18 protein-coding genes are annotated in these 26,010 nt (G+C 61.7%); 15 read left to right on the top strand and 3 right to left on the bottom strand.

The genetic code is table 11. The features are described 5' to 3' along the window. Positions 1-36 precede the first annotated feature (36 nt). The 11 genes from uvrA (at position 37) to hemH (ending at position 14,175) form a co-directional block, all read left to right on the top strand. Positions 37-2,994, top strand: a complete 2,958-nt coding sequence (gene uvrA, locus CI603_RS05890; RefSeq protein ID WP_121913411.1) for an excinuclease ABC subunit UvrA — start codon at positions 37-39, stop codon at positions 2,992-2,994. Further along, positions 2,991-5,291, top strand: a complete 2,301-nt coding sequence (gene uvrC / locus CI603_RS05885; protein ID WP_121913410.1) for an excinuclease ABC subunit UvrC — start codon at positions 2,991-2,993, stop codon at positions 5,289-5,291. The genes uvrA and uvrC overlap by 4 nt, the downstream gene beginning before the upstream one ends. A gap of 60 nt (positions 5,292-5,351) precedes the next feature. Continuing rightward, entirely contained in the window at positions 5,352-6,395 is a 1,044-nt protein-coding gene (locus tag CI603_RS05880) for a shikimate dehydrogenase (RefSeq protein ID WP_147438287.1), read from the top strand. Between the two features lie 2 nt (positions 6,396-6,397). After that, positions 6,398-7,291, top strand: a complete 894-nt coding sequence (gene rapZ / locus CI603_RS05875; RefSeq protein ID WP_121913408.1) for an RNase adapter RapZ — start codon at positions 6,398-6,400, stop codon at positions 7,289-7,291. A gap of 120 nt (positions 7,292-7,411) precedes the next feature. Next, positions 7,412-8,371, top strand: coding sequence for a DNA-binding protein WhiA (whiA, locus tag CI603_RS05870; RefSeq protein WP_121913407.1), 960 nt, complete (start codon positions 7,412-7,414; stop codon positions 8,369-8,371). 79 nt (positions 8,372-8,450) lie between these two features. Further along, on the top strand, positions 8,451-9,647 hold the full coding sequence (locus CI603_RS05865) for a phosphoglycerate kinase (RefSeq protein WP_121913406.1): 1,197 nt from the start codon (positions 8,451-8,453) through the stop codon (positions 9,645-9,647). Positions 9,648-9,737: 90 nt separating this feature from the next. Beyond that, positions 9,738-10,520, top strand: a complete 783-nt coding sequence (gene tpiA, locus CI603_RS05860) for a triose-phosphate isomerase (protein ID WP_121913405.1) — start codon at positions 9,738-9,740, stop codon at positions 10,518-10,520. Positions 10,521-10,580: 60 nt separating this feature from the next. Beyond that, on the top strand, positions 10,581-10,829 hold the full coding sequence (gene secG, locus CI603_RS05855) for a preprotein translocase subunit SecG (RefSeq protein ID WP_121913404.1): 249 nt from the start codon (positions 10,581-10,583) through the stop codon (positions 10,827-10,829). 269 nt (positions 10,830-11,098) lie between these two features. Continuing rightward, the gene (hemQ, locus tag CI603_RS05850) at positions 11,099-11,857 is read left to right on the top strand and encodes a hydrogen peroxide-dependent heme synthase (RefSeq protein ID WP_121913403.1); all 759 of its coding nucleotides are present in this window, start codon (positions 11,099-11,101) and stop codon (positions 11,855-11,857) included. 55 nt (positions 11,858-11,912) lie between these two features. Beyond that, complete coding sequence (locus CI603_RS05845; RefSeq protein ID WP_259465495.1) at positions 11,913-13,259, top strand: MFS transporter; 1,347 nt, start codon at positions 11,913-11,915, stop codon at positions 13,257-13,259. Continuing rightward, the gene (gene hemH, locus CI603_RS05840; protein ID WP_121913401.1) at positions 13,252-14,175 is read left to right on the top strand and encodes a ferrochelatase; all 924 of its coding nucleotides are present in this window, start codon (positions 13,252-13,254) and stop codon (positions 14,173-14,175) included. The genes CI603_RS05845 and hemH overlap by 8 nt, the downstream gene beginning before the upstream one ends. Positions 14,176-14,251: 76 nt before the next feature. Here hemH and tal read toward each other — a convergent pair whose 3' ends face one another. After that, on the bottom strand, positions 14,252-15,361 hold the full coding sequence (gene tal / locus CI603_RS05835; protein ID WP_121913400.1) for a transaldolase: 1,110 nt from the start codon (positions 15,359-15,361) through the stop codon (positions 14,252-14,254). A gap of 154 nt (positions 15,362-15,515) precedes the next feature. Further along, positions 15,516-17,618, bottom strand: a complete 2,103-nt coding sequence (gene tkt / locus CI603_RS05830) for a transketolase (protein WP_121913399.1) — start codon at positions 17,616-17,618, stop codon at positions 15,516-15,518. 184 nt (positions 17,619-17,802) lie between these two features. On the opposite strand from tkt, the gene hrcA reads away from it, so the two are divergent. Continuing rightward, complete coding sequence (gene hrcA, locus CI603_RS05825; protein ID WP_121913398.1) at positions 17,803-18,876, top strand: heat-inducible transcriptional repressor HrcA; 1,074 nt, start codon at positions 17,803-17,805, stop codon at positions 18,874-18,876. A gap of 85 nt (positions 18,877-18,961) precedes the next feature. After that, the gene (dnaJ, locus tag CI603_RS05820; RefSeq protein ID WP_110412921.1) at positions 18,962-20,098 is read left to right on the top strand and encodes a molecular chaperone DnaJ; all 1,137 of its coding nucleotides are present in this window, start codon (positions 18,962-18,964) and stop codon (positions 20,096-20,098) included. Between the two features lies 1 nt (position 20,099). Here dnaJ and CI603_RS05815 read toward each other — a convergent pair whose 3' ends face one another. Next, a complete protein-coding gene (locus CI603_RS05815) occupies positions 20,100-20,894 on the bottom strand; it encodes a fructosamine kinase family protein (RefSeq protein ID WP_121913469.1) in 795 nt (264 codons plus the stop codon). 145 nt (positions 20,895-21,039) lie between these two features. Between CI603_RS05815 and uppP the strand changes: the two genes are divergently transcribed. Together uppP and CI603_RS05805 are read left to right on the top strand one after the other, a co-directional pair. After that, positions 21,040-21,915 (top strand): undecaprenyl-diphosphatase UppP, encoded by an 876-nt coding sequence (gene uppP, locus CI603_RS05810; protein ID WP_121913397.1) that lies wholly within the window; start codon positions 21,040-21,042, stop codon positions 21,913-21,915. Positions 21,916-22,447: 532 nt separating this feature from the next. Then, positions 22,448-25,639, top strand: coding sequence for an InlB B-repeat-containing protein (locus CI603_RS05805; RefSeq protein ID WP_259465494.1), 3,192 nt, complete (start codon positions 22,448-22,450; stop codon positions 25,637-25,639). Positions 25,640-26,010 lie beyond the last annotated feature (371 nt).

Genomic DNA, 26,010 nt, shown 5'->3' with positions numbered 1-26,010 from the left:
GCGGATGGGAAGCACGTGAAGCAGCAGAACAAGCCTATGTCGATAGTGGACGCGGCCATCGAAAACCCGCGCATGATCGAATCCAAGGGGTCCCTGGTGGCGGACCTGTCCATGGTGCCCAACGATCGAAAAATCGTTATACAAGGCGCCCGGGCCCACAACCTTAAGAACGTCAACCTGTCCATACCCCGCAACCGGATGGTGGTCTTCACCGGCCTGTCAGGCTCCGGCAAGTCCTCTCTGGCCTTCGACACCCTCTTCGCAGAGGGTCAGCGCCGCTACGTGGAGTCCCTTTCCGCCTATGCCCGCCAGTTCCTGGGCCAGATGGACAAGCCCGATGTGGACTTCATCGAGGGCCTGAGCCCGGCGGTCTCCATTGACCAGAAAACCACCAACCGCAACCCCCGGTCCACTGTGGGAACCATCACCGAGGTCTACGACTACCTGCGCCTGCTTTTCGCCAGAACCGGCATTCCCCACTGCCCGGTCTGTGGGGCCGAGGTGCGCGCCCAGTCGCCGCAGCAGATCGTCGACACCCTTATGTCCAGGCCGGAAGGGACCCGTTTCCAGCTGCTGGCCCCCATCGTCAAGGGCCGCAAGGGCGAGTTCGTGGAGACCCTGGAGCTCCTGCGCTCCGACGGCTACTCTCGGGCCATTATCGACGGGGACATGCACCAGCTGTCCGACTCCATCAAGCTGACCAAGCAGAAGAAGCACACCATCGAGGTGGTGGTGGACAGACTAGTCATCCGCGAAGGCATGCGCCAGCGGCTGACCGACTCCGTGGAGACTGCCCTGCGACTGGCCAAGGGCACCGTGGTTGCCGACTTCGTGGATATGGATGCCAAGGATCCCGAGCGCCGCCAGCCCTTCTCCGAGAAGCGGTCCTGCCCCAACGGCCACGAGCTGGAACTGGACGAGATCGAGCCACGGACCTTCTCCTTCAACGCCCCCTATGGAGCCTGCCCGGCCTGCACCGGTCTGGGGTTCAACCTGGAGATCGACCCTGAGCTGGTAGTGCCCGACCCGGAGAAGAGCCTCAAGGACGGGGCCGTGGAACCCTGGAGCGGCACCAAGAGCCAGCAGCGCTTCTACGGCCACCTGCTGGATGGTCTGGCCAAGGAAATGGGCTTCTCCACCTCGACCCCCTGGAAAGACCTTCCCGAAGAAGTCCGCCATGCCGTCATGTACGGGCACGACTTCAAGGTGGATGTCTCCTATCGGAACCGCTGGGGCCGCCTGCGCGAGTACACCACCGGATTCGAGGGCGTGGTCCGCACCCTGATGCGTCGCCACGACGAGACCGACTCGCAGCCTATGAAGCAGTATTACGAGTCATACATGCGCGAGGTGCCTTGCCAGGTCTGCCATGGCAAGCGCTTGAAGCCCGAGGTCCTGGCTGTGACCGTGGACGGCCTGTCCATCGCCCAGGTCTGCGATATGGCCGTATCAGCCAGCCTGAAGTGGGTGGAAGGCCTGCATATGGAGGGCGCCCAGGCCAAGATCGCCGGCGAGGTCCTCAAAGAGATCCGTGCCCGCCTGCGCTTCCTCAACGACGTGGGTCTGAACTACCTGACCCTGTCTCGGGCCGCAGCCACCCTCTCCGGTGGCGAGGCCCAGCGCATCCGTCTGGCCACGCAGATCGGCTCGGGCCTGGTGGGCGTCATGTACGTTCTGGACGAGCCCTCCATCGGCCTGCACCAGCGGGACAACGATCGGCTGATCAAAACCCTGCAGCGGCTGCGCGACCTGGGCAACACACTGATTGTGGTCGAGCATGACGAGGACACCATACGCCAGGCCGACTGGCTGGTCGATATTGGCCCGGGGGCGGGCGAACATGGCGGTGAAGTCATCTTCTCAGGGCGCTCGCAGGACCTGGTCAAGGCCTCGCGTTCAATCACCGCAGACTACATTGCCGGACGTCGTTCCATCGAGGTGCCCAAGCGCCGCCGCAAGACCAGCAGGACCCGACAGCTGACCGTGGTAGGGGCTCGGGAGAACAACCTGAAAAACCTCAAGGTCTCCTTCCCGCTGGGGGTCATGACACTGGTCACCGGCGTCTCCGGCTCCGGCAAGTCCACACTGGTCAACTCCATCCTCTATCCGGTCCTGGCCGACCAGCTCAACAACGCCCGCATCGTGCCTGGCAAGCACACCCGGGTGGAGGGCGTGGACCAGGTGCGCAAGGTCATCCATGTGGACCAGAACCCCATCGGTCGCACCCCGCGCTCCAACCCGGCCACCTATACCGGCGTCTGGGACAAGATCCGCCAGCTCTTCGCCAAGACCCCGGAGGCCCAGGTGCGCGGCTATGGTCCCGGCCGCTTCTCCTTCAACGTCAAGGGCGGCCGTTGCGAGACCTGCCACGGTGACGGAACCATCAAGATCGAGATGAACTTCCTGCCCGACGTCTACGTGCAGTGCGAGACCTGCCACGGCAAGCGCTACAACAGGGAGACTTTGGAAGTCACCTACAACGGCAAGACCGTCTCGGACGTGCTGGACATGCCCATCGAGGAGGCGGCCCACTTCTTCAAGGCCTATCCCTCCATCGCCCGCTACCTGGACACCCTGGTGGACGTGGGTCTGGGCTACATCCGGTTGGGTCAGCCAGCACCCACCCTGTCCGGAGGCGAGTCCCAGCGGGTCAAGCTGGCCACCGAACTGCAGCGACGCTCCGACGGCAAGACCGTCTACATCCTGGACGAGCCCACCACGGGCCTGCACTTCGAGGATGTCCGTAAGCTGCTCAAGGTCCTCCACGGCCTGGTCGACAAAGGCAACACGGTCATCGTCATCGAGCACAACCTGGACGTGATCAAAACCGCTGACTGGATCATCGACCTTGGACCCGAGGGCGGCGACGGCGGCGGCACTGTTGTGGCCCAAGGGACTCCCGAGCAGGTGGCTGCCAATCCAGACAGCTGGACAGGCAAGTATTTGAAGCCCATGCTGGATCCCACCAAGGTAGCCAAGGCTGCACGATCATGACCCGCAGCTGCTTCGAGCGGCACACGCCGCAGGTATGGCGACGCACCGCTCAAGCCCTGGAGGAAGAGTCCGCCACTGGCACCACCACCGGCGTCAACAAGAACGGTGCACCCCTGCTGGGGGACAGCCGCGACCTCTTCCGCCCCAAGACCTCGGACATCCCTGCCCAGCCGGGGGTCTACAAGTGGCGGGACGGCGATGGACGGGTCATCTATGTGGGCAAGGCCAAGAACCTGCGTAACCGCCTGACCAATTACTTCCAGCCCCTGGAAAACCTGCATCCTCGCACCCAGACCATGGTGCTGACGGCCCGGAGTCTGGAGTGGACCGTCGTGGGCACCGACCTGGAGTCCCTGACCCTTGAATACACCTGGATCAAGGAGTTCGACCCCCGCTTCAACGTCAAGCTGCGTGACGACAAGACCTACCCCTACCTGGCTGTCTCCGTGGGAGAGGAGTTCCCCCGGGTCTGGATGACCCGCGTGCGTAAGCGGCATGACACCCGCTACTTCGGCCCCTACGCCAAGGTCTGGGACATGAAGCACACCCTGGATGCCTTGCTCAAGACCTATCCGGTGCGCACCTGCACTCCCGGCGTCTTCCGCAAGGCCAAGCTCAGCGGGCGCCCCTGCCTGCTGGCCTCCATCGGCAAGTGCTCGGCACCCTGCGTGGGCCGGATCAGCGCAAGCGACCACCGTCGTCTCTGCACGGAGCTGACTGGGGTCATCACAGGCAGGCTGGGCAAGAGCTACCGGGCCAGCCTGACCAGGAGCATGCAGAAGGCCAGTAAGGAGCTGGACTTCGAGAAGGCCGCCCGTCTGCGCGACCAGATCGCCATGCTGGATACGGTCATCGAGCAGAACGCCGTGGCCTTCGCCTCCAACGTGGATGTGGATGTCTTCGGCGTGGCCTCGGACGAACTGGAGGCCTCGGTACACGCTTTCTTCGTGCGCTCTGGAGCCATCCGCGGCGAACGCAACTGGAGCGTGGAGCGGGTCGAGGACGTCTCCGACAGCGAGCTGATCAGCGACCTGCTGGTGCAGGTCTACTCGGATCTGATGAATGAGAACGACAGCGAACTTCACAAGCTGCCAACGGAGTCGGACACACCCGTCTCCATCAGCCAGGACAGGGATGCCATGGGCTCCACCCAGAAGGTCACGGCCCTGGATGCCGAAGCTCGGGCCAAGGCCACCAGGAGCCGACACCAGCATCAGGATCAGACCGGACGTGCCGACCTGCTGGCCCCCATCTCCCCGGTGCCTCCCGAGGTCATTGTCCCTATCCAGCCGGATCGGACCGGCGACTTGCAGGAGTGGCTGCGGGAGCTGCGCGGATCCGCAGTGACCATCCGTGTGGCCAGTCGTGGTGAGAAGAAGTCCCTGATGGACCGTGCCAATGCCAACGCCCGTCAGGCCCTGCAGCGTAGCAAACTCAGCCGCATGAGCGACATGGGCACCCGCACCCAGGCCATGAACGACGTGGCCAAGGCCCTTGGGCTGGACCGCGCTCCGCTGCGCATCGAGTGTTACGACATCTCCAACACCGTGGGTGGCCAGTTCCAGGTGGCCTCCATGGTGGTTTTTGAGGATGCCGTCCCTAAGAAGTCCGAGTACCGTCGATTCGCCATTCGAGGCGAGGACGGCAAGGGCGCTGTGGACGATATGAGCGCCATCTATGAGACTCTGACCCGGCGCTTCCGTCACGGCAACATAGCCGGTGACAGCGGTGACAGTATGGAGGCCGAGCGAAAGGCCAGCGATAAGGCGCCTGAATTGGTGGAGCAGGAGGAGGGGGCCATCGTTCAGCAGAACACCGCCGCCCGCCACTTCGCCTACAAACCCAACCTGATCGTAGTCGATGGCGGCAAGCCTCAGGTAACCGCCGCGGCACGGGCCCTGCACGACTGCGGTGTGGACGATGTGGCCCTCTGCGGACTGGCTAAGCGACTGGAGGAGGTCTGGGTGCCTGACGATGACTATCCCATCATCCTCAAGCGCCAGTCCGAGGGCATGTACCTGCTGCAGCGCGTGAGAGACGAGTCTCACCGGTTCGCCATTACCTACCACCGTCAGACACGGCGCAAGGGTGCTCTCCGGTCGGCTCTGGACGAGATTCCGGGCATCGGACCCACCTACCAGAAGAAGTTGCTCAATCACTTCGGATCAGTCAAGCGTATGCGCCAGGCATCTCAGGATGAGCTGGAGGCCGTCAAGGGTATCGGCTCTGCCAAGGCCAAGGCTATCTATCAGACCCTGCATAGTGACCAAGACCAGACCGGGGACAGCCAGCGATAAAATGGCTCAGGAGGCTAGCAAAGAGCCATGCCCTGATTTGATTGGTGCGTGATTGCAGATATGAATGGACCTGATCGTCGTTGTGCCGTCCTGGGCGACCCAATCAGCCATTCCCTTTCGCCTCTTTTGCATAAATCAGCCTATGCCGCACTCGGCCTGGACGGCTGGCGCTACGACCGTGTGCGCGTGGATGCTGATGGCTTGGCTGACTTTATCCACGGTCTTGACCCGTCCTGGGCCGGTCTCAGCCTGACCATGCCCTTAAAGAGTGCTGTCGGCGCCTTGGGCGGCTTTAGTGATTTCTGGTCTGAGACCCTGAGGGTGGCCAACACAGCAGTCTTTGAGCAAGGCAGTCCCGGGAAAAGGCCGTCTCTCTACAACACCGATGTGGAGGGTATCGTAGCCGCCCTGCTGGAGGCTGCCGACCGCTGCCGTGCCGATGAAGACCCTGACGATTTGGCTGCCCTGCTGGAGGCAGCATGTCAAGGGCAACAAGACCGGCTGCCCGACCAACCGTACAGAGGAGCGCGGGCTTTGGTCATAGGCAACGGGAACACAGCCGAGTCCGCCTTCTGCGCCTTGAAGGTGTTGGGAGTCAAGCGTGTAGACCTGCTGGCCCGCAACCCGAAGCACTGTGACCACATGCTGGACCTCGCTTCTCGATTGGATCTGTCTGAGCCAGCCGTCACAGCCATGGACCAATCTGAGACAGCCAAAAAGGCTCTGACCAGGGCCGATATTGTCGTCTCCACCCTGCCTGCGGGAGCAGCCGACCCCCTGTCTGATCTACTCAGTACAGTTGAGACTCCTGACGCCAAAACTTCCGAGGCAGAGACCGACAAGGCCGATACTCATGGCGCCAAGCCCGCCGATGCCATTGGTACCAAGGAAGGTGGACGCCTGGGCTCGGTCCTGCTTGACGTGGTCTATAACCCCCGACCCACCCCGCTCATGAAGGCCTTCTGCCGTCAGGCGGGCGCTCGGGCCATCAGCGGTGAACGCATGCTGCTCTATCAAGCTGTGCGTCAGGTGGCACTGATGACCGATCGACCCCTGGCCGCTGTTCCGTCAGCTGCTATGGACCGAGCCTTGAGGGAGGCATGACGATGACGACGGAAAAACCGCCCTTCGCAGGCTTCGAGGTACTGCTAATAACGGGAATGTCCGGCGCAGGCCGCACCCGCGCTGCCGACTCCATGGAGGACATGGGCTGGTATGTGGTTGACAACATGCCCCCGCGTCTGCTTGTACCCCTGGTCGACATGATGACATCAGCCGGAAGCTCCCTGCACCGCCTAGCTGCCGTTATCGACGTCCGTTCCCGCTCCTACTTCGACGACCTGTCGGCTGTGCTCAGCCATCTGGACGACCTGGGCGTGCGTTGCCGCATCCTCTTTTTGGATGCCTCTGACCAGGTTCTGGTCAAGCGCTATGAGTCCGTCCGCCGACCCCACCCCCTGCAGGGCTCCGGTCGCCTGATTGACGGCATCCACGAGGAGCGCCGCCTGCTAGGCGGTCTCAAGGAGCGTGCCGACATGGTCATCGACACCTCCAATCTCAGCATCCATCAGCTCTCTACCCGCCTGTATGAAATGGTCCTGGGCTCCGGCCCGACCACAGTGGGCGTGCACATCATGAGCTTCGGATTCAAGTACGGCTTGCCCATCGATGCCGACTTCGTAGCGGATGTGCGCTTCCTGCCCAACCCCTACTGGGTCCCCGAGCTACGGGACCTGAACGGCCATGACGGCCCGGTCCGTGACTATGTGATGGCCAGCAAGGGCGCCAAAGAGTTTCTGGATGCCTACACCACCGCCATCTTGACTGCGCTCAGCGGCTATGCGCGTGAAGACAAACACTATGTGACCATCGCCTTTGGCTGTACTGGCGGACAGCACCGCTCAGTGGCCATGGCCGACGCTCTGGCCGCCCGATTGCGGTCCCGGGGAATGGAGGTGACGGTTTCGGCCCGCGAGCTGCCGCACCGTCCCCGCGGATAGCCAAAGGCGCAATTTGTCCAAGATATTCGATATCACAGTAATCCGGTGGTCGGCATGGCAGGTGTGTCGTGCGGCCGAGAAGTATTCATTTTTCAGTATTTTTTCGTAGGAGGACGGCTCTTGGCCCTACTTGATGATGTCAAAAGCGAGCTGGCCGCGATTGACAACGAACCCCCCTCTGCCAAGAAAGCACAATCGGCGGCCATGATCCGCTTCGGTGGCGGTCTGCACATCATTCAGCGCCACATTGTGGTGGAAGCGCAATTCGACTCCCTGCCAGCAGCGCAATGGTTGCAGAACACCATCAGGGACGTCTACGGCCATGATTCAGATCTGATCCAGGTCAAGCGGCAGGCCCCCACCGGCAACCTGACCCGCTACTCGGTCCGCGTGCTGCGGGCAGGCGGTGCCCTGGCCCTGCAGACCGGACTGCTGGACCGTCGCAAGCACCCGGTTCGTGGCCTTCCCGCCGACATCGTCTCGGGCAATATCGCCCAGGTCAAGGCCGCCTGGCGAGGGGCCTTCCTGGCCCATGGCGAGCTGTCCGACCCGGGCAAGGCCTCCTATCTAGAAATAGTCTGCCCCGGATCCGAGGCCGCCTTGGCCCTGGTAGGCGCCGCCCGCCGTCTGGGCATCAACGCCAAAGCCCGCCAGGTGCGCAGCTCCGAGCGCGTCACCCTGCGTGACCCGGATGTTATCGAGCGCATGCTCAACCTGATGGGCGCCCCCAAGTCCTCCAGGGAGTGGACCGGCAAGCGCAGCGACGGTGAATCCCGCGGCAAAGCCAACCGTCTGGCCAATTTTGACGATGCCAACATGCGTCGCTCTGCCAAGGCAGCCGTGGAGGCCAGTGCCAAGGTCACCAAGGCCTTCGAAATTCTGGGCGACGACATCCCCGAGAATCTGCGTGCAGCCGGCCAGCTTCGTCTGGACCACCGTGAGGCCTCCCTTGAAGAGCTGGGCCGCCTGGCCGATCCACCAGTCACCAAAGATGCCATCGCCGGACGCATCCGCCGTCTGCTGCAGCTGGCCACCAAGGTCGAAAAGAAGAGATCCGAGGAACAGACCAAACAAGAGTGAGATAGCTCACACAGGTCGGTCTGCCTGAGTACCATGGCAGGAGAGCGGGCGCATGGACCCGCAGTCAGAAAGGATACGCATGAAAACACTGAAGAGCCTCGGTGATCTCAAGGGCAAGCGCGTGCTCGTCCGCGCGGACTTCAACGTGCCGCTGGACGGCACCACTATTACAGACGACGGCCGCATCCGCGCCGCCTTGCCAACCATCGAGCAGCTTCGTGGCCAGGGCGCCAAGGTTATCCTCATGGCCCACCTGGGTCGCCCCAAGGGCAAGGTCGTTCCCGAGCTGAGTCTGGCCCCTGTGGCCGACCGCCTGGGCGAGCTGCTGGGCGTGCAGGTTCCTCTGGCGGAGGACACCTACGGTCCCGATGCCCATGCCAAGGTGGCTGCCATGAACGATGGCGATGTGGTCCTGCTGCAGAACGTGCGCTACAACCCTGAGGAGACCAGCAAGGACGAGGCTGAGCGTGATGCCTACGCCCGCAAGATCGCCGACCTGGGCGATGTCTTCGTTTCCGATGGTTTCGGCGTGGTCCACCGCGCCCAGGGCTCCAACTACTCCGTGGCCAAGTTCCTGCCCTCTGCAGCAGGCCTGCTGGTTGAGAAGGAAGTCAAGGCCCTGTCCAAGGCGACCGAGAACCCCGACCGGCCCTTCACTGTGGTCCTGGGCGGTTCCAAGGTCTCCGACAAGCTGGGTGTCATCGAGAACCTGCTCAGCAAGGCCAACCGTCTGGTCATCGGCGGCGGCATGGTCTTCACCTTCCTCAAGGCTGAGGGCTATGAGGTTGGCTCCTCCCTGCTGGAGGAGGATCAGGTCGACACCGTCAAGGGCTACATTGCCACCGCCCGCGAGAAGGGCGTGGAGCTGGTCCTGCCCACTGACATCGTGGTGGCTGACGAGTTCAAGGCGGATTCGCCTCACCAGGTGGTTCCTGCCGACGGCATCCCCGCAGACAAGATGGGTCTGGACATCGGTCCCGATTCTCAGAAGCTCTTCCACGACAAGATTGTGGATTCAAAGACCGTGGTCTGGAACGGACCCATGGGTGTCTTCGAGTTCCCGGCATTCGCCGATGGCACCCGGGCTGTGGCTCAGGGCCTGGTCGACGCCACCAAGGCCGGAGCTTTCACCATCGTTGGTGGTGGCGACTCTGCTTCGGCCGTGCGCAATCTTGGCTTCCCTGAGGATGGCTTCTCGCACATCTCCACCGGCGGCGGCGCCTCCCTGGAGTTCCTTGAAGGCAAGGAACTCCCTGGCCTGAAGGTGCTGGAGTAAAATCGGCAAACAGACGGGCAATGCCGGGTCACCGGGTTTCGCATCCGGCGGCCCGGCATTGTTGTTGTTGCGCAGATGGAAAGGTCTGGTATGGCACGCATTCCCCTGGTGGCCGGCAATTGGAAGATGAACTTCGACCATCTGGAAGCAACTTATTTCGTGCAGAAGCTGGCCTGGCTCCTGCGCGACGCCCACTTCGACCGCAGGCGTTGCCAGGTGGCCCTGATGCCCGCCTTCACTGCTCTGCGTTCCGTCCAGGTGCTTGTGGAGGCCGACAACCTGCCCATCGAATATGGGGCCCAGGCTGTTTCCGTTACTGCCCAAGGGGCCTTCACCGGGGATGTGTCCGCGGACATGCTGGCTCAGCTGGGCTGTAGCTACGTCATCGTAGGCCACTCTGAGCGGCGCAAGTACCATCCAGAGGACGACGCCAACATCGTCGACCAAGTCCGTGCAGTATTGGCTGCGGACATGAAACCCATCCTATGCGTGGGGGAGAGCTACGAGGAGCGCCGCCAGGGCATCCAGCTGGACTTCGCCGTGGGTCAGGTCAACGACGTCACCCGCGATCTGGCCAAGGAGGACATGGCCAACCTGATTGTGGCATATGAACCAGTCTGGGCCATCGGCACCGGCATGGTGGCCACTCCGGACACTGCCCAACAAGCTGCACGTGCCATTCGCAACCACATCTCAAGCAATTTTGGAGAGCCAGCCGGCCAGTCCGTGCGCATCCTCTACGGCGGCTCGGTCACCTCCAAGAACGCCTCCCAGATGATCAGCCAGCCGGACGTGGACGGCTTTCTGGTGGGCGGTGCCTCTCTGGATGTGGAGGAGTTCGCGCGAATCGTGCGACTGGCCGCCAAGGGCTGATGCGTTTTTCGCCGGGTATCTGTATACTTGTTCCCAGTTCCTTACATGGAGGTATATGCCGTGACCATTGTCAAGATTGTGCTTGAAGTCGTTGTGATTCTTGCCAGCGTACTGCTAACCATGCTGATTCTGTTGCACAAGGGCAAGGGTGGCGGCCTGTCCGATATGTTCGGCGGCGGAATCGGCTCCAACGCTGGCACCTCGGGTGCAGCCGAGAAGAACCTGAACCGGCTGACCATTATTGTGGCTCTAATTTGGGTGGCCATCATCATCGCCCTTGACCTCATTACTAAATACAAGCTGGCCTGATTCCAACCGCCAATACCTGAAATACCTGACCCCGGCATTGACCGGGGTTTTTCGTATCCGGTGATTGTTCCTGTTGCCGCTTTTCTTATAGTTTTTCTCCAGTAGTAATGCGAGGCTCATAGTCTTTGACTATTACCACAATATGTCATTCACTATGCACCGATAATCCAACGATTCAGCCTCTTGGCCTATAAAGTGAGTAACGGTGTGCCGAATGAACGGCATATCACACAATGTCGTGCAAGCTAAGCAAGCGAAAGGATGTGCTCATGGCTGAGCAAGCTGCACCGAGCCTGGAGGGCTGGTTCTGCCTTCACCTCTTCTGGAAAATCGATTGGGCCAAATGGCGCCGACTGCCGCAGATCGAACGCCACGAATGCCTGGATGAGTTCAAGGCCCTGGCCACACAACTGGACGCGGTCCAGTCTCAGGGCCAGGGAAGCCACTACTGGTGCCAGGTCAATGGGCAAAAGGCCGACTTGGGCCTGATGGTCCTCAGAGAGACCCTGGACCAGCTCCAGGAGGTCGAGACCTCCCTGGAGAAGCTGCGCTTGTCCGATTATCTGGAGCCGACCATCTCCTATGTGTCGGTCACTGAGGTGGGCCTCTACTCGGGCAAGCCAACCACGGACCGTGGGTGGTCCTACGTTAATGCCAGCCTTCACCCCAAGGCGCCAGACAAGCCCTACATCTGCTTCTACCCCATGTCGAAGACCCGCGTTCCAGGTGCCAATTGGTACACGCTGCCCTACGACCAGCGCAAGGCCTACATGCACGATCATGGCAAGATCGGCCGTTCCTACGCCGGCAAGGTCTCCATCATCCTCACAGGCTCTATCGGCCTGGACGACTACGAGTGGGGCGTCACCCTGTTCGCCGACGACCCCGTCCAGTTCAAGAAGATCGTCACCGAGATGCGCTACATCGAAGCCAGCTCCATCTACGGTGAATTCCCCTACTTCCTGGTGGGCACCCAGACCGATCCTGAGCGCATTGACAAGCTGCTCACGGACCAATTGGGACAGTAACAACATGTCTACAAGAGAGCGAAGATCGATCCTTTCCACGCCCGTATGGTTCTTCATGGTCATCGTTTTCATCACCCAGCTGGATGGGGGAGCGGTGCCGACCATGCTGCCGTCCATCACCCGGACCTTCGGCCTGACCACCATGGGCTCCTCCTGGGTGGTCGGACTCTACACCCTAGGCTTGGTGGTGGGCACCCCCATCACCTCAAACCTCTCCGACGCCCACGGGACCAGGAAGGTCTTCCTCTGGGAGCTGGCCTTCTGGTTCCTTGGATGTCTGATGACGGCAGTCTCGCCCAACTATACGGTCATGCTACTGGGCCGGTTCATCCAGTCCCTGGGAGACAGCGGCATCATGGTCCTGTCCATGAACGTCCTTCTGCAGCGCGCCCGCAGGAACAACCAAGGCAGGAAGGTCTCCACGGTGGGCATCATCGCCGGTCTTTCCGCCATGGTCAGCCCGGTCTTGTCCGGCATGCTCCTGGGCATCACCCACGGATGGCGGGCCTACTACTTCATGATGCTGCCCTTCCTGGCCATCTTGTTCATCCTGGCCTGGTTCATGATGGGCGACTCCCAAACCGACCGCGCTTGGAAGACCGACTACCTGGGTTTGGGCTCCTTCAGCATCGCTCTGGCCCTGCTAATGGTGGCAATCACCTTCCTCCAGTACGGAACCACCTACCTAGCCCTGATCATCGGGTGCCTCCTGGTCGCAGTGGTGGCCGGTGCGGTCTTCCTGATGCATGAGCACAACTTGGGCGACGCCAAGGACACCATGCCCTTCCTGCCCATCCGCCTGCTGAAGCTGCCCTCCTATGGGCTGACGCTTCTGTTGGGGACGCTGGGAGGCATGTTCTTCTCCCTCTTCGTCTACATCCCAACCTATGTCCACTCCGTCTTCGGGCTTCCAGTCCGCTCGGCCGGCATGGTCATGGTCGGCGTCGGGCTGGGCTCCGTGGTCGGATCCTGGCTGGGCGGACTCCTGGTCGACAAGTTCGGCTACCGGACCACGCTCGTCTTCTCCTCGTCGCTGATAGGCCTGATGGCCCTGGTGATCACCCTGACCCTGCACAACCTGCAGCTCTTCATGGTCCTGTCCTTCCTGATGGGGGTGGGCATGGGCTCCATGATGTCCTCGCCGCTCCAGGTCATCGTCGGAAGGTTGGCTGGGCCCGAGAACCGTATGCAGGCCATTGGCGGGCTGTCGGCCTGCAAGAAGATCGGCACCACCATCGCTCCACTGCTCTTCGCCTCGGCCATTGAACTGGGCAAGGTGGGCGGAAAGGCCGGGCTTGCCTCCTACAGGAACATGTTCCTGGTGGTCATCGTCATAGCCCTGGTCAATATCGGCCTGACATACTGCATTCCATTTTCACAGAAAGAAGTTGCTAATGACTGAACCTACAGCTGTCCTCCTCATGGCTTACGGCACCCCCTACCAGGAGTCCGACATCAAGGGGTACTACACCAATATCCGCCATGGGCAGGAGCCGCCCAAGCCGCTCATGGACCAGCTGGTCGGCCGCTACAAGGCCATCGGTCTTCCCTCACCCCTGGCCAGGATCACCACGGCCCAGCGCGACGGTCTCCAGGCTGCGCTGGACAAGGCCCACCCCGGTGCCTACAAGGTCTACGAAGGACTGAAGTACATCACTCCCTTCATCAAGGATGCAATCGACCAGATTGCCACAGATGGCATCACCAGGGTCATTGGCCTGCCCCTGGCCCCGCAGTACTCCTCCTATTCGGGCGAGGACTACCACAACCGCGCCCGCAAGGCCGTCGAGGCCCATCCGGGTATGGAATACCTGCCCGTGCGGTCCTGGTGGAACCACCAAGAGCTGATCCATTTCTGGAGCGACCAGCTGGTTGCCAAGAAGGGGATGACCGACCGGCCGGATACCAAGGTGATTTTCAGCGCCCACTCCCTGCCCCTGCGCATCATCCAGGGAGGGGACCCCTACAAGGATGAGGTCATCGGTTTGTCCAATGCCGTGGCTCAGGCAGCTGGCCTCAATGAGGACCAGTACGTGCTGGCCTGGCAGTCAGCAGGCCGTACCCAGGAGCCCTGGATCGGGCCTGATTTCGTCACCGTGGCCAAGGATCTGATCACCAAGAGCGGCATGAAGACCATCGTCTCCGCCTCTATCGGCTTCATCGCCGACAACCTGGAGATCTGCTATGACGTAGACCTCGAGCTGGCCAAAGTCATCGAATCCGCTGGCGGTACCTTGAGCAGGCTGAACATGCCCAACGACAGCCCAGCCCTGATCGCCACACTACAGCAGGTGGTTGAGGAGACCAAGGCAAAGTAACTGATACCAATTGTGCCCCGCCGGTTTGAACCGGACGGGGCACAATTCTTAATGGCAACTACTGTCAGTCAGGTGCTCAGCCGTTGACGCGGTCGATGCCCTTCTGCACGTCGGAGAGGACCGAATCCCAGGAGTTGATGAAGGCGGCAACGCCATCGGCCTCCAGCTTGTCGGTCACGTCCTTGATGTTGATGCCAAGGTCTGCCAGCTTCTGCATGATCTGGTGGCTCTCCTCGTAGGTGCCCTCGATAGAGGGGGCGCCGTTGCCGTGAGCGGCCAGGGCCTCAAGGGTCTTCTCAGGCATGGTGTTGACCACGTGAGGGGCCACCAGCTCGTCCACATACTTGCAGTCGGAGTAGGCGGCGTTCTTGGTGCCGGTGGAGGCCCAGAGCGGACGCTGACGCTTGGCGCCCTTGGCTTCCAGATCGGCCCAGCGAGGATCCTTGTCGAAGGCCTTCTCGAAGAGCTCGTAGGCCAGGCGGGCGTTGGCCACAGCGGCCTTGCCCTCCAGAGACTTGGCCTCGTCAGAGCCGTTAGCCTCCAGCAGCTTGTCAACAGCAGTGTCCACGCGGGAGACGAAGAAGGAAGCGACCGAGCCGATGTGCTTCAGGTCCTTGCCGTTCTTGTCGGCCTGGGCGATGCCCTCGATGAAGGCGTCGATGACCTGCTGGTAGCGTTCCAGGGAAAAGATCAGGGTCACGTTGACCGAGATGCCCTTGGCCAGGGTGGCGGTGATGGCCGGCAGGCCCTCCAGGGTGGCAGGAATCTTGATGAAGGCGTTGGGCCGACCAACCTTAGCCCAGAGTTCCTCGGCCTGCTTCTCGGTCTCTTCGGTGTTGTGGGCCAGACGAGGATCAACCTCGATGGAGACGCGCCCATCCACATAGTCGGTCTTCTCAGCAACCTCGCGGAAGATGTCGGTGGCGTTGCGCACGTCGGTGGTGGTCAGCTCGCGGACAGCCTCCTCAACGGGGATGCGGCCCAGCTGCTTGAGCTGTTCGTCATAGGGACCCACCTGGCTCAGTGCCTTCTGGAAAATCGAGGGGTTGGTGGTCACGCCCACCACATTGCGCTCGGCGATCAGCTGCTGCAGATTGCCCGACTCGATGCGGGTGCGGCTCAGATCGTCCAGCCAGATCGAGACACCTGAATCGCTGGTGCGCTGGGTGTTTGCATTTTCTGCCATCTTGTCACTCCTTATTTGGGTTCCCGATGGAATCACATTCACTATGCACTACCGGGAAGTGTTTTAATGTATTCCCGCAGGCCACGTTTAGGGTGTGCCTGCAGGGGAGGGGGCCGGCGTCGCGGACGGCCCCCGATTGGTTACAATGCCAGGTTCAGCGGGCCCGACGGACTTCCTCCAGGGAGGCCTGTGCTGCTTCGACCACATGATCGGCGGTGATGCCCAGGTCGCGCATGTTCTCGTCGCCGCTGCCCTGCAGGCCGAACTGCTCGATGGAGACGGGCTTGCCATAGCTGCCCAGGTACTTGTACCAAGGCGTGGCCAGTCCGGCCTCAACGGAGACACGGGCCTTGACGGAGGCGGGCAGAACAGCTTCCTTGTACTCGTCGTCCTGCTCCTCGAACCACTCCAGCGAGGGCACGGAGATGACGCGGGCCTTGACGCCCTGCTCGGCCAGGGTCTTGGATGCAGCAACAGCGTGCTGCACCTCAGAGCCGGTGGCCATGATCAGCACGTCGGGCTGGCCCTCGGTGTCAACCAACACGTAGGCGCCCTTGCGTACGCCTTCGCGTGCCTTGGCCTTGGTCTCCTCCAGAGTGGGCACGCCCTGCCTTGTCAAGATCATGGCCGTGGGATGGGTGTTGTCCTTCTCGAAGAAGGCACGGTAGGCCTCAGCAGTCTCGTATTGATCGGCCGGGCGCACAACCTCCATCTGGGGGATGGCACGCACGGCGGTCAGGTGCTCAATGGGCTGGTGGGTGGGACCATCCTCGCCCAAGGCCACGGAGTCGTGGGTCCACACATACAGGTTAGGGATGTCCATCAGGGCAGCCAGACGCACCGAGGGGCGCTCATAGTCGCTGAACTGGAAGAAGGTCCCGTTGTAGGGCCTGGTGTCCGAACCCAGCAGGATGCCGTTGGTAATGGCACCCATGGCGAACTCACGTACGCCGAAATGCAGCTGGCGGCCGTATTTGCTGGCTTTAGGCCACTGGACGGTCTCGTCGGCCTCAGGAGCGAAGGAGACTGCACCGTTGATGTTGGTGTTGTTGGAGCCGCCCAGATCGGCGGATCCACCCCAGAGCTCGGGCATGATGGGGGCCAGGGCGTTGATGACTGCGCCGGAGGCTTTGCGGGTTGCTACCTTGGAGCCGGGCTCGAAGCCAGCCTCCAGGTCGTCCAGGGCCTTATCGAAGCCCTCGGGCAGCTTGCCTGCATGGATGCGGTCGTAGAGGGCGGCCTTGTCGGGGTTTGCCTTGCGCCAGGCCTGGTACTTCTCATCCCAGTCTTTGTGGGCGGCCAGACCGCGTTGAGCGACCTCGCGTGCGTGGGCCAGGGCCTCCTCGTCAACCTGGAAGCTCTGCTCCGGGTCATAGCCCAGGATCTTCTTCAAGCCGGCGACGGCCTCGGCACCCAGGGCTGAGCCATGGGCTGAAGGATCGTTGGTCTTGCCGGGGGTGGGCCAGGCCATCAGGGTGTCCACCTTGATGAACTTGGGCCGGTCGGTGACCTGCTCGGCCTTCTCCAGGACGGCAGCCAGGCCCTCGACGTCCTCCTTGTAGGAGCCGTCGGGCTGAATGAAGCTGAACTCGTCGGTGTACCAGCCGTAGGCCTGGTAGCGCTTGAGGATGTCCTCGCCCAAGGAGATGCGGGTGTCGCCCTCGATCTGGATGTGGTTGGCATCGAAGATGACGGTCAGGTTGCCCAGGCGCTGGTCGCCGGCCAGGGAGCTGGCCTCGGAGGAGACTCCCTCTTCGACGTCGCCCTCGCCGCAGATGACCCAGACCTTATGGTCGAAGGGAGACTGACCCTCGGGTGCGTCCGGATCCAGCAGACCACGCTCATAGCGCTGACCATAGGCGAATCCGACAGCCGAGGCCAGACCCTGGCCCAGCGGGCCGGTGGTCATCTCGATGCCGGGGGTCAGGCCGTACTCGGGGTGGCCGGGGGTCCGGGTGCCAGCGGTGCGGAAACGCTTCAGATCGTCCAGGGTCAGCCCATACCCGGAGAAGTAGAGCTGCACGTACTGGGTCAGCGAGGCGTGGCCGCCGGAAAGAATGAACCGATCACGCCCAACCCAGTCAGGGTCGTTGGGGTCGTGACGGATGAAGTGCTGGTAGAGCGCGTAAGCGATGGGTGCCAGTGAAATAGGGGAGCCAGGGTGGCCGCTTCCGGCCTTCTCGACCGCGTCGGCCGAGAGGACCTTGGCCATCTTGACAGCCCGCTCATCGAGCTCGGACCATGTGAAATCTGCCATATGGTGCTGCTTTCCTTCCAATCTAGAGGTCTCCATGTTCGACTTATGTCGAAAATGTTCGATTACCTTCACAATGCGTTTCCATCGTATCGGTTTGAGACGACACAATTCGGCTCTTCGCGCGACGTTTTGGCACTCTCATGGCCCGAGTGCTAATAATGAAGCCATGACGGAAGGAGCGACATTGCCTAATACCAGACGCATGCTGGTGCTGCGCGCGGTTGTCGAGGACTATATTCGTTCTCGCGAGCCGGTAGGGTCGGGTTCGCTCACCAGAAATCATCAGCTTGGAGTAAGCTCCGCCACCGTGCGCAACGACATGGCGGCCCTGGAGAGCGAAGGATACCTGGTCCAGCCCCACACCTCGGCCGGCCGCATCCCCACCCAGAAGGGCTACCGTTACTTCGTCGACAGGCTGGCCACCATCGTGCCCCTGTCCGCCGCACAGCGGCGGGGAATCAACGCCTTTTTATCCGGGTCGGTCAACCTCGAGGACACCTTGCAGCACGCCGCCCAGCTTTTGGCCCAGATTACCGGGCAGATCGCCGTGGTGGCCTCACCCTCCCTGGCCAGCTCGAACCTGCGCAGGGCCGAGCTTATAGGATTGAGTCGGGGGACCGTACTTATGGTGGTCATCACTGACACCGGCCGGGTGGTCCAGCGCACCCTGCACGGGCCCCTGCAGGAGGATCCGAACGCCCTGGCGGATCTGTCCGACCAAATCAACCGGCAATGCCAAGATCTGCCTCTGGACCGTGCCGCCGACCGCTGCCGTATGCTTGCCGACTCCCTTACCGAGGGCCGCGACAAGTCCATGCTGCACCTGGTGGCCACGGTCTTCGACGAGATGGCTACCCGAGAGCAGACCAGCGGCCTCTACATGGCTGGCACTTCCCAGCTGACCCACAGTCAGGCCGTCTCCCTGGGGGATCTGGGCTCATTGCTGGATGCCTTGGAGGAGCAGGTGGTGCTCATGCGGCTCATGCGGGCGCAGAGCGAGCTTTCCCGCGAGAGCAACGGGGTCAGCGTGGCCATCGGCACCGAGACCCGGACTCCAGAACTGGCCCATGCCTCTGTGGTGACCAGTGGATACGGGCACGCCAGGGCCAGGCAGACCGACGGCTCCGAAGCCGATGAGCCGGTCGCGTTTGTGGGCTCCATCGGGCCTACCCATATGGACTATCCAGCGACCATGAGCGCGGTTCGTGCCGTGGCCTCTTACTTGACCGGTTTTCTAGCCGGCGACGGGGAGCCGTGACCGTCAAGGCAACGGCACAAGTCATTAGGTATCGTGGGCCCATGCAACTATGGGTCGAGAGGGCATCAAACGAAAAGGATGATCGGTGGCAGATTACTACGAGGTTTTGGGAGTCGACCGCGGCGCGAGCGATCAGGACATCAAGCGTGCCTATCGCAAGATGAGCCGCAAGTACCACCCGGACATCGCCGGGCCTGAATACGAGGACAAGTTTAAAGAGGTCAACAGCGCCTACGAGGTGCTCTCCGACCCTGAGAAGCGGCGTATGTACGACGCGGGCGTGGATCCCAACGACCCCCAGGCCTCCCAGGGAGCCGGCCCCTTCGACATGGGCGACGTCTTCAACCAGTTCTTCGGCGGCGGCTTCGGGGGCACCACCCAGGGGCCCATTCCGCGCACACAGCCCGGCCGGGACGCACTGGCCCAGGTCTCCGTGGACATGAAGACCGCCATTTTTGGCGGCGTTGTACGCACCCCCATCAGTACCTATGGTCTCTGCCAGGAGTGCGGCGGCTCGGGTGCCCAGAAAGGGACCTCCCCGGTGACCTGCCCGGTCTGCAACGGCAAGGGCTATGCCCAGAAGGTGGTGCGAACCCTGCTGGGCCAGATGATGAGCCAGGCCCCCTGCGAGCGATGCGAGGGCCACGGCACCATCATCGAGCACCCCTGCCCGGTCTGCAACGGCCACGGTCGTGTGCGCACCCGGCGCGAGGTGGGCGTCAACGTGCCCGCAGGCGTGGCTGACGGCTCCCGGCTACGGCTGGCCTCCCAAGGCGAGGTGGGCGAGGGCGGCGGTGCCGCCGGTGACCTGTACGTGGACATCACCATCAAGCCCGACAAGCGCTACACTCGCAGCGGCCAAGACCTGCATTGCTGGATTGCCGTGCCCATGACCTGGGCCGTGCTGGGCCACCAGGTTGACCTGGAGACCTTCGACGGCCAGCGACAGGTGGACATTCCCGCCGGCTGCCAGCCCGACCAGGAGATCACCATCAAGGGTCTGGGCGTCACCAGGCTGGGCAATCGTGAGGAGCGCGGCGACATCATCGTCCACGTGCTGGTCCAGATTCCAACCAAGCTGGATGACGATCAGCGCCGCCTGATTGAGGACTTCGCCAACAGCCACGACTCCGAAGCCAAGCAGGTCCCGCAGAGCGCCAAGCCTGCCGGAGTCGGGGGCCGCAAGGGGATCTTCGGCAAGCTCAAGGACATCTTCAGCTGAATCAGCCCAGCAGCGACCGGCACATGGACCTGTACTCGCTCACATAGCCGCCGCCGAAGAAGGCACAGTGACCGGCGATGGCGTAGAGCTGCCAGAGTGTAGTCCGATTCTGGTAACCGTCCGCCAGCGGATGCACGCTCTGGTAGCCATCCAGAATCTGCCCTAGATAGGGGATGCCGAACAGCTGCAGCATGGCCAGGTCCTCCTCGCGATGACCGCCGTGAGCTGCAGGATCGATCAGAACTGCTTGGGTGTTCCCGTCGTTCCTGGTCCACATGACGTTCCCGCTCCACAGGTCCCCGTGGACCCGGGCTGGCCTATCATTGGCAGCCGCACCCAGCAACTCCGGCAGGGCCTGGATCACCTCTTCGGTCATCTTCATGTCCTCGCGGTTCAGTGCTCGCCGATCCATGGCCATGCTCACCATGGGTTCAAGCCGCCCCTTGGCCCAATATGTGGCTGGGTCGTCCCAGGCACCCACGTCCATGGGCAGCGGATCCTGCAGGGGGCCGAAATAGCAGGTGCCCGTGTAGCCCTCGGGCGCGGAGCCGAAGTGATCGGCCCCGGCATCATGCATGTGTGCCAGCTGGGCACCGAAGCGGTAGGCCGCGCCTGGCGTGGGGGAGGCGGATGTCACCTCCTCGATGTCCAGGTAGTCCGGGCCCCAGTCGTAGACGTCCACCACCCGGGGACCGCCCTGCGCCTGCGCCTCGCCCAGCCATTTAAGTCCGCGCCCCTCGCACTCGAAGAATCCCGCCGGGGCCCCGCCCCTGGATTTTCTGTAGGTCTTGGCCATGATGATCCACACCCCTATTCGTCGAGTCGTCGATTCCGACAAGATCCATTGTGGGCATTCTGCGAGACATGCCCGGCCCTTGGTTCTTCCTGCCTTGCGCGGTGGCTATGCTTGCCATTGTTGTCCGACATAGCAAGAGGGGTCCATGAATTTCTTCGAAGCCATTCTGTTCGGCCTGGTGCAGGCCCTGACTGAGTATTTCCCCGTCTCATCCAGCGCCCATATCCGCATTGTGGGCGGTCTGCTGGGCCAGGACCCGGGCGCAGCCTTCACAGCCATCATCCAATTCGGCACCGAGCTGGCGGTCCTGCTCTACTTCCGGCATGACATTGCCCGCATACTGACTCATTGGTTCCGTTGCCTGGCCGGCAAGGACGGCTCCTCCTGGCGCGAGCGGATGGGATCCAAGGACCATGATGCGGCCCTGGGCTGGTACATCATTCTGGGAACCCTGCCCATCGTGGTGGCGGGTCTGCTCTTCCAGAAGATAATCGAGACCAAGCTGCGCAACCTCTGGATCACCGTGGTGGTGCTGATCGTCTTCGGTCTGCTGCTGGACTACTTTGACCGCCACGGCCGCCAGAACAAGGAGATCCGCCAGATGAATGCCCGAGACGCCCTGCTCTTCGGCATCGGGCAGATGCTGGCCCTGATCCCCGGCGTATCCCGCTCGGGCGGCACCATGACCTTTGGCCGCGCACTAGGCTACACCCGCGAGTCCGCCACCCGGGTCAGCTTCCTTATGGCCATCCCCGCCGTCTTCGGCGCCGGCATCCTCGAGACGGTCAAATCCTTGAAGAACATCAACGCGGACGCTGCCTTCCCCGGCTGGGGAGCGACCATCTGCGCCACCGTTGTCAGCTTCCTGCTGGGATACATCGTCATCATCGCCTTTTTGAAGATCGTCTCGCGCTTCTCCTACCGGGGATTCGTCATCTACCGGATCGTCCTTGCCGTCTTCGTGGCCATCATGCTCTTTGTCGGTGCCCTCCCCGCCGTAGGCGGCGTGGCGGCCAACTGAGCCTGCAAGAACTGCCGAAGAATTCGGCGCTCTCCAGAATAAGTGATAATATTTTTTCACATGTTGCCCATGGTTCTTAGGGGTGGAATCAGTCCAGGCCTGTATAAGGTCTGTGGTCAATGAGGCATCATGAATTTTGGGGAGGTTGAAGTGGTTACGTCGTCTACGTCTGCTGATTCTCGCAGTCATAGGTTTGGTCTTCGGTCACTCATATCGACATTGGTGCTGATACCCCTGCTTCTGACCGGCATGGCTGCCGGCACAGTTTTCGCCTCCGACTCAGATATCAACGGGGGGGGGGGGTCGCTATACCGATCCGGTAGATAACGGTTCGCTTGGCAATTTACAACCGACTAGTCTGCCTTCTCCGTCACCGCTGACGACCTCATCTGTTTCACCGTCGCCTGCTCAATCTCAGTCTGAATCAGCTCCGAGCAATTCTCACGAGGATGCCAAAACCCAGTCAGCTACTGCCGATTCCCACACTGTGGTATTTGATTCCGCCAATGGAGGCAAAGCAGAACGCGTAACTGTGCCGGATGGTTCCTTGGCGTCACCGCCTATTCGCAATCCGCAGCGTGACGGCTATCGTTTTGACGGCTGGGCGGAGCATGACGGAATCATGGATTTCCGCACCCCGGTCACCAGAGACATCACCTTAAAGGCCAAGTGGACCGCGGCTACTGATTGGACTCTGAGTCCCGACCATGGTCCGGCTTCCGGCGGCACCAGCATCACCGTTACACCTCCGAATGCGGATTCCCTTTCCTTTAGCACGTTGGAAGCCCGTGACGACAAGCTGATCGGTGTGACCGGCGATGGCCGCCTGTTCACGTGGACAACGAACGATAAGATACCCGTTCAGGTGCCATCACCTCGAAGTACGTCTGGCGACGTGCGATTCATAACTGGAGTCGTTGGCAGGAACGGTTACGCGGCCTTGAGCCGGAACCACCGCATCTACACCTGGAATGGGAGCGGGGATACACCAGCCTTGCTCGCCTCAGACTCCACGACCTACGCCAGCATCGCCATGACTCCTGGCCACCTCTTAGCAGTGAATCAAGATGGCCTTATATGCGCATGGACCAGTAAGGGGAAGCTGACAGGAAAGACCATGAGCCTGCCCAAGCAGGCCTTAGCAGTCAAGGCGGTTGGCAATGCTGATCGCCTGCTCGCCTTGGATAGCAAGGGCCAGGTATGGACTTGGAAGCCGGATGCCATCGATATCAATCAGATACAACCCGTCAAGGCCACCAGCCGCATTGTTCAGATATCATCCGTGGATCATGGCTTTATACTTCTTGACGTAACAGGTCAGATTAGCTATCTGGATAACGAACAAAGCCAGCCAAAGCCGCTTGTTTCATCTGAACTTTCTGCCATTACAGCCATAAGCAGTAACGTTATGCAAGCAACTCTCATAGACTCAAAAGGCCGCATCTGGGCCTGGAAGCCCGGCGAGGCGCCCATATGTACGACCGATGGGAATCAGCAGTACATGCAAGCCGCCGAAGCCGCCGACGGCAGGATCACCGCCATCAGCAGGACGGGCGACATATACAGGTGGAGCCTGGACGAGCAGGGTCGGCCCGGCAAACCAGCAAGGCTCGACACCAGCACCGCGCTCGCACTGGAATCAGTCAGCATGGACGGCCAAGCATTGACGTTCAGCAAGAACGACAAAGCCTGGCAGGCGGAGATTCCCACCCACAAGCCAGGGCAAACCGCCATCACCATCACCGGCAGGCAGGACGGCCAGCCCTTCACCAGGAGTCTCAACTACACGGTCGACCAGCCCCTGACCAGGGAGGAGGTGCAAAGCCCCACTTACATGGTTACCTTCAATGCAGAAGGCGGAAACCCCAAACCCGCAGACCAGAACGTCTCCACCCCGTACGGCAGGGCCAAGCGTCCCTCCCCCGACCCGGCTCGCCAAGGCTACCTGTTCGACGGATGGTTCATCGGGGAGGTCGCCTACGACTTCAGCAGACCCGTCACCCAGAACCTTACCCTCACCGCCAAATGGACCTTCAAAGACCCCAACAACACGTGGAAAATCAACCCTGACAAAGGCAGCCAGACAGGAGGCCAACAGACCACCATCACCCCGCCAGACATTCCCAGGCGAGGCATCAGGTTCAGCCAGGTCAGCGAAGGAAAAGAAGGGAAAGATACCTATCTGACCAATTTTTCCTTGGCTTTGGGCAGTGACGGGAACGCCTACGCCTGGGGGAAAAACGACCATGGCCAGCTCGGCGACGGGACGTACACCGACCGGACTACGCCGGTCATGGTGCAGAAGCCTGCCGGCGTGTCTGCGGATTTCACCTACGTGCAGGTCAGTGCCGGAGGTGCCCATTCGCTGGCCCTGGGCAGCGACGGGAACATCTACGGCTGGGGATTCAACCGGTATGGCGAGCTCGGCGACACGACGAGAACCGAACGGAATACGCCGGGCAAGGTGCCCAAGCCTGTGGATTGTCCGGACCTACCAGCGGATTTCACCTACGTACAGATCAGCGCCGGAGAGGATGATTCGCTGGCCGTGGGCAGCGACGGGAACGTCTACGCCTGGGGATGGGACTGGGATGGCGAGCTCGGCGACGGGATGGAGGGCGGCCTTTGGCTTGAGTCGCACAGAACGCTGAAGCCTGAAGGCACACCCACGAACTTTGCCTTCGTGCAGGTCAGCGCCGGAGGCGCTCATACGCTAGCCATAGGCAACGACGGAAACGCCTACGCCTGGGGATTAAACGAAGATGGCCAGCTCGGCGACGGGACAGACACTTACAACCAGACTAAGCCGGTCATGGTGAGGACGCCTGATCGCAAGACGTATCCGGACGTGCCTGCGGATTTTACCTACGTGCAGGTCAGCGCCGGAGACGGTCATACGCTAGCCATAGGCAGCGACGGGAACGTCTACGCCTGGGGACTCAATGATGATGGCCAGCTTGGCAACAACAGCCAAGGTTACTTTGCAGGTTCGTCTGTTCCCGTGCGCGTGCGCGATCCAAGCAGCCCCACTGACGCGAGCAAAGGGCTGAAAGCCACACAGGTCTATGCCGGAAGCCGGCATTCACTGGCCGTGGGCAGCGACGGATACGCCTATGCCTGGGGACAAGACAAGTATGGCAGGCTCGGCAACAACAGCGGCGGCTCTTCGAGCGTTCCTATTCATGTGCACGACCCCGCCAGCCCCACTGACGCGAGCAAAGGGCTGAAAGCCGCACAGGTCAGCGCCGGAATGTATCGATCGCTGGCCGTGGGCAGCGACGGGAAAGCCTACACCTGGGGATACAAAGCCTACACCTGGCAATACGACAAAGCTTCCGGTGATATCATCGACGGCGCCACCAACAACTGGAGTGTTCCAGTGCCGGTGGAGATCAAACTGCAGCTGCTGATCACGGGCGTCAGATTCGACCAGACCCCCGTATCAGGACTGAAGCCCGGCGATGGCGGCAGCGTGACGGTGACCACGCCTGCACACATGCCGGGCACGGTCACCGTCAGCGTGGACTACACGGTGCTGGGCGGACCCCAGCAGCCGGACACCTCCCTCAAATACACGTACCTGGCTGCAGGCGTGCTCCCAAAGGCGGGCGGGGAGGGCATCCTGCTCGTTCTAGCCACCGGCATGACCGGCATGGGCGGGGTCCTGGCATCCCGACGCCACCGGAGGGAGACACGCCTGCTGTCACACGCTTCGCACGAGTAAGACAGGCCTGAGGCGGATCAATCCCCCCGCCCCGGCCCACAAAAGGGGGCAGGGAGACCGGTGTCAGTCAAGGCTCAACCCCAAGTGAGCCGACACTCCCTCCCGCGCCCCCACCACACTTCCGCCTGCTGAAGTTCAAGGCAGGCATGAACGCCCTACCCCCGCCTGGAAGGGGAGGGAAACACGGCCGAGCCGGCCACGGGCAGAAACCCCTAACCAGCTTGGCCGCTGTTTACTCATATAGGCATATTTTGTATAAACCCGTTCAACATCTTTGGTAAAGTCGCCTTTAGATCCAGCTGACACCTAAAAGTACGTGATCAGGCTCACATTGTTCCTGTACCTTGTCCTAGGCATGCTACGGTACTTAT

It is taken from the genome of Bifidobacterium sp. wkB338, assembly GCF_003688325.1.
Taxonomy (GTDB): Bacteria; Actinomycetota; Actinomycetes; order Actinomycetales; family Bifidobacteriaceae; genus Bombiscardovia; species Bombiscardovia polysaccharolytica.
The sequence above is the reverse complement of the archived record's forward strand: the minus strand, read 5'-3'. Positions and strand labels throughout refer to the sequence as shown.